This window comes from Delftia sp. WSY_10 (genome assembly GCF_043104705.1).
GTDB classification, from domain to species: Bacteria; Pseudomonadota; Gammaproteobacteria; order Burkholderiales; family Burkholderiaceae_C; genus Comamonas; species Comamonas tsuruhatensis.
Genome location: NZ_JBICKY010000013.1, coordinates 51,035 through 66,782 on the forward strand (window position 1 = coordinate 51,035; position 15,748 = coordinate 66,782).

Below are 15,748 nucleotides of genomic sequence, written 5' to 3' on the forward strand. Positions count from 1 at the left end.
GCACTGGCGCGCTCCCACAACGAAAAAGCCTGGCTCTCGCGCCAGGCTTTTTTGCATCTCAGCCCTTCAGGGCCAGGTTGTTGAGCTTGTCCAGCCGTTCAGGCCAGCTTCCCTGCTGCGCCGACTGCAGCAGGATGCGCGTCCAGGCGATCCAGGCGTCCCACTGCACGCGCTTGTCCCAGGCATTGCCCCAGCCGCTGAAGCACTGCAGCGCGCTGGTGGCTGCGCGCGCGGCGTCGTCGGCGCGGCCGGCAGACAGGTAGAGCTGGGCCAGCACCATTTGCGGCTCGCCCACCCAGGGGTTCAGGCGCACGGCGCTTTCCAGCACGGCCGTGGCGGCGTCCAGGTCCACCAGCGGCTGGTCCAGCTGGATCACCGACCAGTACAGCGACACGGCAGCGGCCTCGTCGCCAGGCGACAGCTGCCGGCTGCAATGGTCGAACACCGGCGGCAGCGGCAGCTGGGCGCGCAGCGCCGGGTGCTGCAGCGCACGGCCCAGGTCGCTGATCTGGCTGAGCATGCGGCTGGCAGGCCGCATGGGACCGGGCCACAGCGAGGCCGCCCAGTGCACGCCCTGCTGCCGCTGGTTCTGCACCTGCGGAAACTGCGAGTAGATGTCTTCCTGCCAGCTGAACCACTGCTCCATGGCATCGGCCATGCTCACGATGGTGAAGGCCGCCACCTCATAGGCGCTCAGGCGCTGGCTGCGGCCGGCGGATTCCAGCGCCATGGAGCCGTCTTCGGCCAGGTCGCCGGCCAGGATCTTCTGCATGAACTGCGTGCGGCTCATGGTGCAGAACAGGTAGACCAGGTGCTCGGCGCCCTCGCCCACCAGTTCGCGCAGGCGGCCGCGCTCGCTGCCCGCGTCGAACTTGACCAGGTCCACGAAGGCGTTGCCGTAGACGCTGTGCAGCAGGCCCAGCAGGCGCACGTCGCGCGGCTGGCGCCACAGCGCCAGCGAACGCGCCACGCCCGCCAGGTGGTGGCGGAAAGTGCCGGCCTTGTGCCAGTCCTGGCCCACGCCGCGCGCCAGCACCACGGGCAGCACGGGGGCGAGGTCGGCATCCCTGCGCAGCCATTCCTCGTCCAGCAGGTCCTGGGCGCGCGTGAACAGCGCATCGTCAAGTGTCTGGAACAGTGTCGGGACAGGCAGGCTCATGCGGGCACCTCCATGGCAGCGGCGGGCCGCTGGGTATATTGCGCCACCCAGCCCGCCGTATCGGCGAACAGGCGCAGCGCCTTGATGCGCCGCGTGGCGGTCAGCGTGAAGCGGTGCTCCACGCCGGCCGGTATGCGCAGGTAGTCGCCGGGCTGCACGCGCAGCACGCGCTCTTGGCCGTGGGCATCAAAAAATCCGAACAGGCCTTCGCCTTCGAGGATGTAGCGCACCTCGTCATCGGCATGGGTGTGAGGCTTGTCGAAGCGCTCCAGCGCCTCGTCCAGGCCCGGCGTGCCTGGGTGCAGCACGACCAGGTCCATGCTGTGGTAGCCATGGGCCACGCATTCGTCGACCACCAGCATGCCCACGGCCTGGACCACGGTGGCCTTGCCGCCGTCGTCCAGCTGGGCCTGCGCCAGCAGCGCGGCCAGGCCGGGCTCGGGCGCCAGCGGGCGGTGCTGCCATTGCACGCCGATGGCGGCCACGAAGTCCGCGTCGGAAACCCGGTGGGATGCGAGGCTGCCCATGCTCTTACCAGGCCGCCGTGTAGGCGCCCTTGAACTGCGTGTCGATGAACTGGCGCACCTCGGGCGACTGATAGGCCTTGACGAAGGCCTGCAGGCCCGCGTCCTTTTCATGGCCGGCGCGCGTGGCGATCAGCACGGTCACGTACGGCGTGTCCGTGGCTTCCAGCGCCAGCGAATCCTTTTGCGGCGACAGGCCTGCGGCCACGGCGTAGCTGCTGTTGACGGCGGCAGCGTCCAGGTCGTCCAGCGAGCGCGCCAGCTGGGCGGCCTCCAGCTCGACGAACCTCAGCTTCTTCGGATTGGCCGTGATGTCCAGCACCGAGGCACGGGCGCCCGCGCCGGTCTTCAGTTCGATCAGCTTTTGCGCGGCCAGCACCATCAGCGCACGCGAGCCATTGGTGGGGTCGTTGGGGATGCCCACGCGCGCACCGCTCTTGAGGTCGGCCAGGCTTTTGATCTTCTTGGAGTACACGCCCATCTGCTGGTTGACCGCACGGGCCACGGGCACGAGCTTGTAGCCGCGGTCCTTGTTCTGGGCGTCCATGAAGGGCTGGTGCTGGTAGATGTTGGCATCCAGCTCACCCTGCGACAGCGCCGCATTGGGCTGGATGAAGTCGCCGAACTCGACCAGCTTCACCTTCAGGCCGTTCTTCTCGGCCACTTTCCTGGCCACCTCGGCGATCTGGGCATGCGGGCCCGAGGTCACGCCGATGGTGACCGAGCCGTCGGCCGCATGGGCCGGCAGCGCGGCCATTCCCGCCAGGGGCAGGACGGCAGCCAGGGCCAGCGATTGAAGCAATGCGCGCTTTTTCATGGAATCCCTCTTTCAGACAATCTCGCGGCAGCTTGCCGCCCCGGCCACGCCAGCCGCACCGGCCGCCGGGGTGTGTGGATCAGCGGTGGCTCAACCTGCGCACCGCCCAGTCGCCCAGGCTCTGGATGGCCTGCACGAAGAAGATCAGGATGATGACCACGGCCAGCATCACGTCGGGCAAAAAGCGCTGGTAGCCGTAGCGGATGCCCAGGTCGCCCAGGCCGCCGCCGCCAATGGCGCCGGCCATGGCCGAGTAGCCGGTCAGGCTCACGAAGCTGATGGTCAGGCCCGCCACGATGCCGGGCAGCGCCTCGGGCAGCAGGATCTTCCAGACGATCTGGCCCGTGGTGGCGCCCATGGACTGGGCCGCTTCCACCAGGCCGTTGTCCACCTCGCGCAGCGCGGTCTCCACCAGGCGCGCCACGAAGGGGGCTGCCGCAATGGTCAACGGCACCACGGCCGCCCAGGTGCCGATGGACGAGCCCGTGATCAGACGCGTCAGCGGGATGATGGCGACCAAAAGGATGATGAAGGGGGTGGAGCGCAGGGCATTGACGATCCAGCCCACGATCTTGTTGGCCGGGCCGTTCTGCAGCACGCCGCCGTGGTCGGTCAGGCGCAGGAACACACCCAGGGGAATGCCGATCAGGCCGCCCACCAGGCCCGAGACGCCGACCATGATGATGGTCTCCCACAGCGAGCTGACGAACAGCTCCAGCATCATTTCCGAAAAATTCTCAAACATCGCTCAATCCCTGGTGGAAACGATCTGCACCTGCACGCCGGTGGCGCGCAGATGGTCCACGGCGGCATCGATCTTTGCCGCATCGCCGCTGGCGAAGACGGCCAGCGAGCCGAAGGTCTGCTCCTGGATCTCGTCGATCTGGCCATGCAGGATGGACAGGTCCAGCCCCAGCTCGCGGATCAGGTGCGACAGGATGGGCTGGTAGGCGCTCTCGCCCGCATACGACAGGCGCAGCAGCCGGCCTTGCTGGCCGGGCGCCAGCTGGGCGGCCAGCGCGTTCACGCGCACGGCCACCGACTCGGGCAGTTGCTGGGGAACGATCTCGTCGATCAGGCTGCGCGTGATGGCCTGCTGCGGGCGCGTGAACACGTCGATCACGGGGCCCAGCTCGGCAATCTCGCCGCCGTCGATCACGGCCACGCGGTCGGCGATCTGCTTGATCACCTGCATCTGGTGCGTGATCAGCACCACGGTCAGGCCCAGTTCGCGGTTGACCTTGCGCAGCAGGTCCAGGATGGAGCGCGTGGTCTCGGGGTCCAGGGCCGAGGTGGCTTCGTCCGACAGCAGCACCTTGGGGTGGCTGGCCAGCGCGCGCGCAATGCCCACGCGCTGCTTTTGCCCGCCCGAGATCTGCGCCGGATAGCGGTCGCGCAGCGCGCTCAGGCCCACCAGGTCCAGCAGCGGGTCCACGCGCTTCTTGATGTCGTCGGCCGACATGCCCGCCAACTCCAGCGGCAGCGCGGCGTTGTCGAACACCGTGCGCGAGGACAGCAGGTTGAAATGCTGGAACACCATGCCGATGTCGCGGCGCGCCGTGCGCAGCTCGGCATCGCTGAGCTGCATCAGGTCACGGCCGCCCACCAGCACCTGGCCCGAGGTCGGGCGGTTGAGCAGGTTCAGGCAGCGCACCAGCGAGCTTTTGCCCGCGCCGCTGCGGCCGATGATGCCGAACACCTCGCCCGACTCGATCTGCAGGTTGATGCCCCGCAAGGCATGGACGGGCCCGGTGGGGCCCTTGTAGGTCAGGGAAAGATCCCGAATCTCGATCATGAAAAAACGCCGCGGCGCAGGACGGCCTGGGGACGCCGCTGCGCATTGTTGGGAAGTGGGAGCAAATATAGGTTGCGCGTATAAAAACGCAAACTATAAAAAAATAAAGTAATAAGAAGCTCCGGTTATGCCCAGGACTTCACTACTTTCTGCACAACCCTCAACTATGCCTGAATGTGGACACGCCCTGGCCCTGCCGGGCTATGCGCGGCGCCACGGAGCACTGCGGCAAGGCCCTTCTTGCGGCGGCGTCTGATTGACAGTGCGGCCGGCACGCTGCCGTCGCGGCCTGGCGGCCCCGGCCCGCTCCTGCTTTTGACGATGGCAGGCACCCGCCGCTGCCGCCGCGCTGACGCCAGAAGCAGCCTTTGCTGACAGGCCGCGCGGCATGCGCCCTCCTACAGTGGGCTCAACCCCACAGGAGAAGAGCGCCATGCGCCCAGAACAACACTCCGGCGCCGGCAGCCAGGCCGGCACGGCTCCCTTGTCGCGGCGCGGCTTTCTGCAGGCCGCCAGCATCGCAGGCGTCAGCGTCTGGGTGGCGCCGCTGGCCAGCCAGGCCTATGCAGCCCTCTTTGAAGACCGCGTGCTCGGCAGCGTGGCCCGCGAGCCGGCCACGCAGCTGCCGCGCATGCGGCTCGATGGGCGCTCCAAGGTCATGGGCGCCAAGGTCTTCGCCCGCGACATCCGCGCACGCGACATGCCGCACTGGCCCCAGCAGCAATCCCATGCCTTCATCGTGCGCACCACGCTGGCCGACCGGCTGTTCGACGGCATGGACCTGTCTTCCCTGGACGGCGAGCTGACACCCGACCGCGTGGTCACCGCCGAAGACCTGGCGCGCGACGGCCTGGCATTTCCCGAGTTCTATGGCGAAGACATGCTGCTGCCCGCAGGCAAGACCCCCGCCTACCTGGGCCAGGCCGTGGCCATCCTCATCTACCACGACTTCGCGCGCTTTCGCTTTGCCAAGGAAAGGCTGCAGGCCACGGCCGGCGTCATCCGCTACGGCCGCATCACGGGCGCGCTGGACCGTCCGCCCTGGGGCGTGTTCCGCTATGTGCGCCAGGGCGGTGCCACGGCCTTTGACGACGACGTGTTCTCCAGCCTGCGCGATGCCCCGCTGTTCCCCGCCGAACGCAAGCCGCTGGTCTGGCCGCAGATCTCCAAGGCCGACGCGGTCACGGCACGCGGCCTGCGCGCGGCCGAGCAGATCGCCCAGGAGCTGGCCACGCCGCCCGCCGACTGGCTGGTGCTGCAGCGCCACTACGCCACGCAATCGGTGGACACGGCCGCGCTGGAGCCCGACAACGCCAACTGCTGGTATGACGCGGCCACGCAAAGCCTGCACATGGTGCTGGCCACGCAGTCGCCGCACGAGGTGGCCGAATGGGCTGCGCAGATGGTGCAGGCCAGCAGGTTCCCGCTCAAGAACCTCTTCGTCCACCCGTGCTACACGGTGGGCTACGGCTCCAAGGACCACGCGCCCATGCCCTACTACGGCCTGGTCTGCGCGCTGTATGCGGACGGCAAGCCCGTGCGCCTGGCCAATGACCGGTTCGAGCAGTTCCAGTCCTCGCTCAAGCGCCATGCCTTCGAGATCGACTACACCATGGCCATCGACAGGAAGACCGGCCTCTTCCAGAGCCTGGTGGCCAACATGACGGCCAATGGCGGCGGCCGGGCCAACTTCTCGCCCTCGGTCGCCATGGTCGGCGGCACGGCGGCGCAGTCCATCTACTACTTTCCCAAGAACGACATCACCGCCGTGGCCCTGGCCAGCCGCGCGCTGGACGCGGGCTCGGCACGCGGCTACGGCACGCTGCAGAGCATGGCGGCCACCGAAATGATGGTGGACGAAATCGCCGAACTGCTGCAGATCGACCCCATCGAGCTGCGGCTGCGCAACGTGCTGACCTCGGGCGCCAAGAACACCCAGGGCGCCATTGCCGCCGGCGCCCTGCGCGCCGACGAGGTGCTGGAGCGCGCCCGCCGCCATCCCCTGTGGACCGAGCGCGCCAAGCGCAAGACCGCCTACGAGGCCAGCCACCCTGGCCAGCGCTACGGCGTGGGCTTTGCCTGCGTGCAAAAGGACTTCGGCACGGGCGGCGAGGCGGCCTTCGCCCGCATCGAGATATCGCCCCAGGGCCGCGTGCTGCTGCACCACTCGGGCACCGAGATCGGCACGGGCATGGGCACCTCGCAGGCCCAGCTGTGCGTGCAATGGTTCGGCAAGCCCGCCGACGAGCTGCAGACCGCCTGCCTGGACTGGCCGGAGCTCCCGCTCAAGGCCGAGGGCGACAACTACACCATGCCCCAGGCCGACCAGGACCGCTTCGCCACCCGGCCGCTGTGGACGCCGGTCTACGCCTCGCCGGCCAGCGCCAGCAACTCGGCCTACTACTACAGCCACGCCACCAGCGAGACGGCGCGCGTGGTCTTCGAGCACGGCCTGTGGCCGGCCGCCGTCGCCATCTGGAGCCAGGGCACGGGCGGCGGCCAGAAGGCGCCCTACGTGGTGCGCCGCGAGGACGCGCGCTGGGTCAACGGCATGCTCACGGCCAACGGCATGCAGCCGCTGTCCCTGCAGGCCCTGGCCCAGAAGGCCCATGCCATGCAGCTGGTCACGGGCGCCGTGGGCCATACCTTCAACCGCTGGCAATGGGCCGAGGCCGACTTCGACATCCTGGGCACCAGCGCGCGCCGGCCGCTGGACGCGCTGGCCGTGCGCCTGGGCAGCGCGTCCGATGCCGGCGCCGTCACGCCGGCCCCTGAACCCACCGACACGCCGCAGGCGGCCACGCCCGTCGAGGCCTCTGTCACCGCGCGGCGCAGCGCCGCCGGCTACCGCATGATTGCGCGGCGCAACCTGTTCTATCCGCCCATGCAGCGCAACAACGCGGGCGTCACCTACTACAGCGCCAATGCGGCCCTGGTCGAGCTGGCCGTGGACACGGGCACGGGCGCGGTCGAGCTGCTGGCCCACCACTCCATCATGGAGTGCGGGCGGCCCATCGTGCCCGAGCTGGTGCACGGCCAGCTCGAAGGCGGCATTGCCATGGGCATAGGCCATGCGCTGTACGAAACCATGCCGCTGTACGAGGGCGGCCCCGGCGACGGCAACTGGAACTTCCACCGCTACCACCTGCCGCGCGGCAGCGAGGTGGCGGTCTGGAAGCAGACGGCCGAGCTGCTGCCCCCGCTGTCCGACACCGATCCACCCAAGGGCATTGCCGAGGTGGTGATGATTCCCATCGTCGCCGCCATCGTCAACGGACTGCACCACGCCATTGGCAAGCGCTTCCACGACCTGCCCGTGACCCCGCAAAAGATCAGGGAGGCACTCGCACCATGAGCCTTGTCCCGCGCCCCTTGTCGCTGACCGTCAACGGCCAGACCGTCGGCCCCATGGACGTGCCCGAAGGCATGCCCATGATCGACTTCCTGCACGAATACCTGAACCTCACCGGCTCGCGCCTGGGCTGCGGCATCGGCGAATGCCGGGCCTGCACCATCATCGTGGACGGTCCCGAGGGCAGCCGCGAGATGCGCACCTGCATCACCGGCGCCCATTACTTCCAGGGCCGCAAGGTCCGCACCATCGAAGGCATTGCCGACCCGGCCGGCGCGGACACCGCGCCCCCATCAGCCCCGGGCGCCTCGGGTACCTCGGGCCAGCCGCGCAAGGTCATCGCCATCAGCCCCGTGCAGCAGAAGTACCTGGAGCATTTCAGCTTCCAGTGCGGCTACTGCACGCCGGGCTTCGTCATCGCGGCCACGGTGCTGGTCGAGCGCCTGGCCAAGGCGCCCATCCGCGCGGCCGATGTGGAACAGGTCGTGGGCGAGGCGCTGCAGCCCCACCTGTGCCGCTGCACCGGCTATGTGCGCTACTACGCGGCCGTGAAGGACCTGGTCCTGAACACGCCCGGGCTGACCTTGAAAGGATGAGCGCCATGTCCGCCGCCGACCCCAGCGCAGCCACCCCCACCGCCGCCACCGCCGCGCCACCTGCCGACTACAGCGGTGCCCGCCCCCCGCCACCGCGCAGGCCCAGGCGCCGCTGGCGCGGGCTGCTGCTCGTCCTCCTGCTGCTGGCCGTGCTGTTTGCCATTGCCGCTGTCTGGGGCAACCGGCCCCATGTGCCCCAGCGCGAGCCGCAGGCCGTGCACCGCAGCCCCCAGCAGCTGGCCCAGGGCCTGTACCTGGCGCGCGCCGCCGACTGCATGGCCTGCCATGACGGGGTGGGTGGCATAGGTGGCGCCCGGGAAGGCCAGCCCTTTGCGGGCGGCAAGCCCCTGCCCACGCCCTTCGGCACCCTCTACGGCACCAACATCACTCCCGACCCCGACCACGGCATAGGCCGCTGGACGGCCGAGGAATTCCACGCCGCCGTCACGCGCGGCACGGCGCCGGGCGGGCGCCAGCTCTACCCGGCCATGCCCTATGCCTCCTACCACCTGATGAGCCGCGAAGACTCGGACCTGATCTACGGCTACCTGATGAACATCCGGCCCGTGGCCCAGCCCAACACCAAGCCCGCCCTGCCCTTCCCCTTCAACCTGCGCGTGCTCATGTTCGGCTGGAAGACGCTGCTCCTGTCCAGCGCGCCCCTGCCCGTGGGCTCGCAGGGCCAGAGCCCAGCCTGGCTGCGCGGGCAGTACCTGGGCAATGTCATGGGCCACTGCGCCGAATGCCACACGCCGCGCGGCATGTTCGGCCAGATGCAGAAGGACCGCTGGCTGCAGGGCGGCACGCTGTCGCTGTTCACGGCCCCCGGCATCACCGCCGAAGCCCTGGCCGCACGCGGCTGGACGCGCGAGGGCATGGCCCAGTTCCTGCAGACGGGCTTCTCGGCCCACGGCAGCGCCTTCGATGAAATGCACGAGGTCATCGCCAAGAGCACCCGGTACCTCACGGCCGAGGACATGACGGCGCTGTCCACCTTCCTGCTGGGCGACAACCCGCCCGCGCCCCAGCCCCTGCCGGCCGCCGCGCCCCCAGATTCCGGCACCGGCAACGGCGCGGGCACGCTGGACGCGGGCCGGGGCCACTACATGGCGCTGTGCGCCAGCTGCCACGGCAGCGAGGGCCTGGGCCGCAGCCTCACCATGCCCCCGCTCAAGGGCAACAGCACCGTGCGCCAGGCCGACGCCCGCAACCTGGTGCTGGCCATCCTCGTCGGCCTGCCCAAGCACCCGGCCACCCAGCAGGGCCCCACGCCCCTGCCCGGCATGCCCGGCTTCATGCAGGAGCTGACCGATGGCGAAGTCGCTGCCCTGGCCAACTACACCCGCGCCACCCTGGGCGGCCAGCCCGCCGACGTGACGGCCGCCCAGGTGGCCGACCTGCGCAGCGCAGCCGGAAAGTCAGGGCACAAGGCTGCGCCGTGAAACACCGGCTGTTCTACGGAGCCCAACCCGTATGCCCGCGCCTGCGGCGTGGCGGTTGCGGGGTTGCAAGCCTGCCGAAGGACAGGCTTGCTTCGTCATCTGACTCGCCGTGATGTTTGAGTGAAGCGCGCAGCGCGCAACGAGTTTCACGGCGAACCCCGCAACCGCCACGACGCAGGTTGCCCGCAGCGAAGCGGAGGGTCGCGGACATCCGGGTCGCCTTCTTTGATCTGACCTTTCTTGGCGAATCAAGAAAGGGCAGTCGGCTGCCGGGCCGAGACCCGGCCTCGAAAAATAGCCACCCGGCAGATGGCCATAAGCATCCCTGCACTAGCTGACAAGCCGGGGGAACAGCCCCAAAACACAAGCCCATTGTTTCCACCACGGAACCAACCGCGTTCCACCACCCTCCTTTGCCAGCCGCCCCTGTCTCCCTAGAGTGAAAGCAAAAGGAGACAAGCATGTTCGAAGCCAATCTATTCCAGGGCCAGCGCGTCCTGATCACCGGGGGCGGCACGGGGCTGGGCCTGGCCATGGCGGCCAAGCTGGCGGAGCTGGGTGCCGAGCTGCACCTGTGCGGCCGGCGGCATTCCGTGGTGCAGCAGGCCTGCGAGATGCTGAGCAACGACACGGGCGCGCAGGCCTTTGCGCATGAACTCGACATTCGCCAGCCCGAGGCCGTGCACACCGTCATCGACCGCATCTGGGCCGAACACGGCCCGCTGACCGGCCTGGTCAACAACGCGGCCGGCAACTTCGTCAGCCGCACCGAGGACCTGAGCATCAACGGCTTCCATGCCATATCGGACATCGTCTTCCGGGGCACCTTCTACGTCACCCAGGCCGTGGGCCGCCGCTGGATTGCCGAAGGGCTGCCGGGCTCGGTGCTGTCCATCGTCGTCACCTGGGTGGACACGGGTTCGCCCTTTGTCGTGCCCTCGGCCATGTCCAAGGCCGGGCTGGACGCCATGACCAAATCGCTGGCCGTGGAATGGGGTCCCAAGCGCATACGGTTCAACGCGATTGCACCGGGCGTGATTCCCACCCAGGGCGCCAGCCAGCGCCTGCGCCCCAGGATCGACGGCAACGAGAACTCGGCCGACCGCCGCCGCCTGGACAACCCCACGCGCCGCCTGGGCACGGGCGAGGACATCGGCAACATGGCCGCCTTCATCCTGGCCCCGGGCAACACCTGGCTCAACGGCCAGACCATCACGCTGGACGGCGGCGACGCCCTGGCCAACGGCGCCTACTTCACCGAATACCAGGCCTGGGACGATGCCGACTGGGCGCGCGCCCGGCAGATGGCCAAGGCCGCCAACCAGCCCAACGTCAACGATGGGGAGCAGGAGGCCACGCCCACATGAGCACCGCCGCCACGCCCCATTCCACCCTGGTCTTCGAACAGCGCACGCTGACCGGCGCCGCCCAGCAGCAGCGCGGCCGCCAGCTGGCCCAGGGCCTGCGCAGCCTGGGCCTGGCCGAAGGCGACGTGCTGGCCGTCTTCCTGCGCAACGGCATCGAATACGCCGACGTGGTCCATGCCTGCCGCATTGCGGGCATCTACTACTGCCCCGTCAACTGGCATTTCACGGCCACGGAGATCGACTACATCCTGGCCGACAGCGGCGCCCGCGCCCTCATCACCAGCCAGGACCTGCTCGACGGCCTCAAGGGCGAACTCTATGCGGACCTGCCCCGGCGCGTCGCCCACGCACGCGAGCCGGAGCAGGACTACGAAACCTGGCTGGCCGCCCAGGCTCCTTACGACGGCCCGCTGGTCGCGCCGCGCGGCCACATGGCCTATACATCGGGCACCACGGGCCGCCCCAAGGGCGTGCTGCGCAAGGCGTTTCCCGTGGAAGAACTGCCCCGGCGCCTGGCCGTGAACCAGGCGCTGATCGCCACCGCCTACGGCCTGCAGCCCGGCGCGCGCACCCTGCTGACCGCGCCCATCTACCACAGCGCGCCCAGCCTGTACTTCCAGAACGCGCTCATGCTCAGCGAGCTGGTGGTGCTGGAGCAGCGCTTCGACCCCGAGCGCTTCCTGCAGCTGGTGCAGGAGCACCGCATCGACACCGCCTACATGGTGCCCATCATGTACGTGCGCCTGCTCAGGCTGCCGCGCGAGGTGCGCGAGCGCTACGACATCTCCTCGCTGCGCTTCATCGCCTCCACCGGCTCGCCCTGCGCGCCCGAGGTCAAGAAGGCCATGATCGAGTGGATGGGGCCCATCATCAACGAGACCTATGCCTCCAGCGAGTCGGGCCTGGTCACCTTCATCGGCTCGGCCGACGCCCTCACCCACCCGGGCAGCGCGGGCCTGCCGCTGCAGGACGCCGAGGTCCGCATCCTCGACAGGCAGGGCCAGGCGCTGCCCACGGGCGAGGTCGGCCTGATCTACGTGCGCCAGCCCGCCTATGCCGACTTCACCTACAAGGGCAACGATGAGGCCCGCCGCAAGATGGACCAGGGCGGCCTGATCACCCTGGGCGACATGGGCTACCTGGACGAGGAAGGCTTTCTCTACGTCTGCGACCGCGACTCGGACATGGTGATCTCCGGCGGCGTGAACATCTACCCGGCCGAGATAGAGAACGAGCTGCTCAGGCACCCCGGCATAGCAGACTGCGCCGTCATCGGCGTGCCCGATGCCGAGTACGGCGAACGGCTGCTGGCCCTGGTCGAGCCCGGCCAGTCAGGCACACTGCCCGAGGCGGAACTGAAAGAATGGCTGCGCGGCCGGCTGGCGGCCTACAAGCTGCCGCGCAGCTTCGTCTTCCAGCGCCTGCCCCGCGACGACAACGGAAAGATCGCCAAAAGAAAGCTGCGCGACGCCCACTGGGGCGCGACGCAGCGCAAGATCTGAACCCGCCAACACCGAAAGAGAAGGAGACAACGCATGAACAAGGCCATCGCATTGCTGCTTGCCGCTGCGGCCACCGCAGCCGCAGCCCCCGGGTTCGCCCAGTCCGACTACCCCAGCAAGCCCATCAAGCTCATCGCCCCGTATGCGCCGGGCGGCTCGGTCGACGTGCTGGCCCGCACCCTGGCCACGCACCTGTCCACGGAGCTCAAGCAGTCCGTGGTCGTGGAGAACCGGCCGGGCGCCAACACCATGATTGCCGCCTCGGCCGTGGCGCGCTCGCCGGCCGACGGCTACACCCTGCTGCTGGCCAGCAATGCCAGCATGGTCCTCAACCCCCTGCTCTACAAGAAGCTCAGCTACAACCCCGACCGGGAGCTGAAGCTCACCAACATCCTGGCCGAGGCCCCGCTGGTGCTGGTCACCAACAGCCAGACCGGCATCAAAAACGTGGCCGACCTCAAGGCCTACTCCAAGGCCCACGCGGGCAAGCTCAACTACAGCTCGGTCGGCCTGGGCAACCCGCTGCAGCTGACCACCGAGCTGATCAAGTCCCGCCTGGACGTGGCCGCCACCCACATTCCCTTCAACGGCAGCGCCCCGGCCCTCACCGCCCTCATGGCCAACGACACCCAGCTCATGGTGGACGTGGCCGGCACCTCCCTGCCCCACATCAAGGCCGGCAAGCTGGTGGCCATTGCCACCACCGGGCCGGAGCGCTCGCAGTTCCTGCCGCAGACGCCCACCATTGCCGAATCGGGCGTGCCCGGCTTCAGGGCCTCCACCTGGTTCGGCATTGCCGTGCCCGCAGGCACGCCCGCGGACGCGCGCAACACCCTGCAGGCCGCCATCAACAAGGTCATGCTCAACCCGGAATTCGCCAGTGCCCTGGGCAACCAGACCCTGGCCGCCAGAAAGCCCCAGACCCAGGCCCAGCTCGACGACTTCCTGGCCGCAGACGGCCAGATGTGGCGCAAGGTGATCGCGGACAACGCGATTGCGCTGGAGAACTGAAGACCGAAAAGGTGATGAACTAAGGGCCTAAGGACCTAAGGGCCGGACACCTCGGCCTGCTCCACGAAGCGCAGCAGGCTGGCCCTGAGGAACTCGGTCATCACCTTGACGGCATGCGAGGGCCGACGGTCCTCGGCAGTGATGATGTACAGCCTGTCGCCCAGGCCGGACACCGTCCAGTCCGGGCACACGCGCTGCACGGCGCCCGATCGCAGCTCGTCCATCACCATGTAGTTGGGCAAGGTGGCCACGCCGCTGCCCCGGAGCATGGACTGCTTGAGGAAGGGGAAATGCTCGCTGGTGATGCAGGGCTCGCACTTGAGCGCAATCTCCTGCTGCCCCTTTTTCACCGAGACGGCATAGGTCTTGCCGTCGCCGGGCGGCGTCAGCAGCACGCCGTGGGGAATCTCGGCAGGGTCGTGGAACGGCCGCGCCTTGGCATAGGCGCTGCTGGCATACAGGCCAAAGCCCACCGGCCCCAGGTCGCGCGCCACCAGGTGTTCCTGCACGTCGCGCGCCACGCGCACGGCCACATCCACCTGGGCGCTCATGGGATCGCTCACCCGGTTGGAGAACAGCACGCGGATGCGCACCTGCGGGTGCCGTTTCTGGAAGGCCAGCAGCATGTCGGCCAGGTACAGCTCGCCCAGGCCCGTGGGAATGCTCAGCCGCACCGAGCCCGTCACCACATGCTGCAGCGCGTCGATGGCGCCCTGCGCCGCCTCCACCTCCTGGATGATGCTGCGCCCATGCTCGTACAGCACCTCGCCCGCCGCCGTCAGCAAAAAGCTGCGCGTCGTGCGGTGCAGCAGGGTCACGCCCAGCGCCGTCTCCAGCGCCTTGAGCTCCTTGCTCACCTTGGAGCGCGTGATGTCGCGCTTGCGCGCCGCAGCGCTGAGGCTGCGCGCGTCCACGATCTCTACGAAATTGCGGATGAGGTTGATGTCCATGGCTTGAGAGCGGCAGGTCAGGCGGGCCGCCTTGTTCGCGGCCTTGTTTGCGGCCTTGTGCGCGGCCGCAGGCAACGCGCCCGGACCGCCACCCCCGGACTATGGCACCGTCACGACGCCTGGCCCCGCCACCCGTGGGCGCCGGAACACAGGGCTTTCCCCGGTGCCCGCCGCATCAGTCCAGGCTGATCTGCGACGAAGAGGCCACCTGCTTCCAGGTCGTCACATCCTTGAGCATCACCGCGCCGAACTGCTCCGGCGTATTGGCCACCACCGTGCCGCCCAGCTCCGCCAGGCGCTGGCGCAGTTGCGGATCGGCCAGGGCCTGCACGCTGGCCTTGTGCAGCTTGTCGCGGATGTCCTTGGGCAGGCCCTTGGGCGCCAGCAGGCCGTTCCAGGCCTGCACGGCATAGCCGGGCACGCCGGACTCTGCAAAGGTCGGCACATCGGGCAGCTCGCTGCTGCGCTGGGCCGTGGCCACGGCCAGCGGGCGGATCTTTCCGGACTTGATGTGCGGCAGCGAAGCCGGCAGCGGCTCCCACAGCATGGACACCTGGCCGCCGATCAGATCGGTGAAGGCCGGGCCCGCGCCACGGTAGGGCACATGCATGATCTGCACGCCCGCCTTGGCCTTGAACAGCTCCATGGCCAGATGGCCCAGGCCGCCCGCGCCCGAGGACGCATACGACAGATGGCCCGGCTGCGCCTTGGCCAGCGCGATCAGCTCCTTCAGATTGGCCGCCTTGACCGAGGGATGCACGCTGAGCACGCCCGGCACCGTGATCACCTGGGTGATGGGCGTGAAATCCTTCACCGCGTCATAGGGCAGCTTGGTGTAGACGGCCGGATTCGTGCCGTGCGTGCTGGACGTGGCGCCCAGCAGCGTATAGCCGTCCGGCTTGGCATCGGCCACGAAGCGCGTGCCCAGCGAGCCACCGGCACCGGCCTTGTTCTCCACGATCACCGAGGCGCCCAGCACCTTGCCCAGCTGCTGCGCGAACAGGCGGTTCACCACATCGGCCGTGCCGCCGGGCGGAAACGGCACGATCAGGCGGATGGGCTCGGCCGTGGGCCAGCCGGCATCGGCCGCCAGGGCCGACTGCGCGGGCGCCAGCGCGCCCAGGGCCAGGGCCGCCGTGGTTGCAGACAGGCTGCGGATCATGAAATTGCGGCGTTGCATGAGATTTTTCTCCTCGTTGAAATTCTTCGGGACCAGCACCGGCCAGTCACTGG

General features: G+C 68.8%; 13 protein-coding genes. 6 read left to right on the plus strand and 7 right to left on the minus strand.

Translation table 11 applies throughout. The features are described 5' to 3' along the window. Positions 1-58 precede the first annotated feature (58 nt). The 5 genes from ACF8ML_RS06065 to ACF8ML_RS06085 all read right to left on the minus strand — a co-directional run bounded on the left by ACF8ML_RS06065 (position 59) and on the right by ACF8ML_RS06085 (position 4,295). Positions 59-1,159, minus strand: coding sequence for a DUF6817 domain-containing protein (locus ACF8ML_RS06065; RefSeq protein WP_017404668.1), 1,101 nt, complete (start codon positions 1,157-1,159; stop codon positions 59-61). Then, the gene (locus ACF8ML_RS06070; protein ID WP_017404667.1) at positions 1,156-1,686 is read right to left on the minus strand and encodes a cupin domain-containing protein; all 531 of its coding nucleotides are present in this window, start codon (positions 1,684-1,686) and stop codon (positions 1,156-1,158) included. Before ACF8ML_RS06070 ends, ACF8ML_RS06065 begins: the two co-directional genes overlap by 4 nt. Positions 1,687-1,690: 4 nt before the next feature. After that, positions 1,691-2,500 (minus strand): MetQ/NlpA family ABC transporter substrate-binding protein, encoded by an 810-nt coding sequence (locus ACF8ML_RS06075; protein ID WP_012205012.1) that lies wholly within the window; start codon positions 2,498-2,500, stop codon positions 1,691-1,693. A 79-nt stretch (positions 2,501-2,579) separates the two neighbouring features. Beyond that, entirely contained in the window at positions 2,580-3,245 is a 666-nt protein-coding gene (locus ACF8ML_RS06080; RefSeq protein WP_012205011.1) for a methionine ABC transporter permease, read from the minus strand. Positions 3,246-3,248: 3 nt separating this feature from the next. Continuing rightward, positions 3,249-4,295, minus strand: a complete 1,047-nt coding sequence (locus ACF8ML_RS06085) for a methionine ABC transporter ATP-binding protein (RefSeq protein WP_016448088.1) — start codon at positions 4,293-4,295, stop codon at positions 3,249-3,251. Positions 4,296-4,728: 433 nt separating this feature from the next. Between ACF8ML_RS06085 and ACF8ML_RS06090 the strand changes: the two genes are divergently transcribed. The 6 genes from ACF8ML_RS06090 to ACF8ML_RS06115 all read left to right on the plus strand — a co-directional run bounded on the left by ACF8ML_RS06090 (position 4,729) and on the right by ACF8ML_RS06115 (position 13,565). Next, on the plus strand, positions 4,729-7,650 hold the full coding sequence (locus tag ACF8ML_RS06090; protein WP_392406664.1) for a xanthine dehydrogenase family protein molybdopterin-binding subunit: 2,922 nt from the start codon (positions 4,729-4,731) through the stop codon (positions 7,648-7,650). Then, positions 7,647-8,243 carry a (2Fe-2S)-binding protein gene (locus tag ACF8ML_RS06095; protein WP_046988347.1) on the plus strand — a complete coding sequence of 199 codons (597 nt, stop codon included), beginning with the start codon at positions 7,647-7,649 and terminating at the stop codon, positions 8,241-8,243. Before ACF8ML_RS06090 ends, ACF8ML_RS06095 begins: the two co-directional genes overlap by 4 nt. Positions 8,244-8,248: 5 nt before the next feature. Next, positions 8,249-9,685 (plus strand): c-type cytochrome, encoded by a 1,437-nt coding sequence (locus ACF8ML_RS06100; protein ID WP_392406665.1) that lies wholly within the window; start codon positions 8,249-8,251, stop codon positions 9,683-9,685. Between the two features lie 461 nt (positions 9,686-10,146). Next, positions 10,147-11,052: an SDR family oxidoreductase gene (locus tag ACF8ML_RS06105; protein ID WP_392406161.1), complete on the plus strand. Its 906-nt coding sequence runs from the start codon at positions 10,147-10,149 to the stop codon at positions 11,050-11,052. Continuing rightward, positions 11,049-12,554, plus strand: coding sequence for an acyl-CoA synthetase (locus ACF8ML_RS06110; RefSeq protein WP_061287604.1), 1,506 nt, complete (start codon positions 11,049-11,051; stop codon positions 12,552-12,554). The genes ACF8ML_RS06105 and ACF8ML_RS06110 overlap by 4 nt, the downstream gene beginning before the upstream one ends. 33 nt (positions 12,555-12,587) lie before the next feature. Continuing rightward, entirely contained in the window at positions 12,588-13,565 is a 978-nt protein-coding gene (locus ACF8ML_RS06115; RefSeq protein ID WP_392406160.1) for a Bug family tripartite tricarboxylate transporter substrate binding protein, read from the plus strand. Positions 13,566-13,600: 35 nt separating this feature from the next. On the opposite strand, the gene ACF8ML_RS06120 is transcribed toward ACF8ML_RS06115, so the two are convergent. Continuing rightward, positions 13,601-14,515 (minus strand): LysR family transcriptional regulator, encoded by a 915-nt coding sequence (locus ACF8ML_RS06120; RefSeq protein ID WP_016448094.1) that lies wholly within the window; start codon positions 14,513-14,515, stop codon positions 13,601-13,603. Positions 14,516-14,690: 175 nt separating this feature from the next. Next, positions 14,691-15,695 carry a tripartite tricarboxylate transporter substrate binding protein BugE gene (locus ACF8ML_RS06125; RefSeq protein WP_392406159.1) on the minus strand — a complete coding sequence of 335 codons (1,005 nt, stop codon included), beginning with the start codon at positions 15,693-15,695 and terminating at the stop codon, positions 14,691-14,693. Positions 15,696-15,748: the final 53 nt, after the last annotated feature.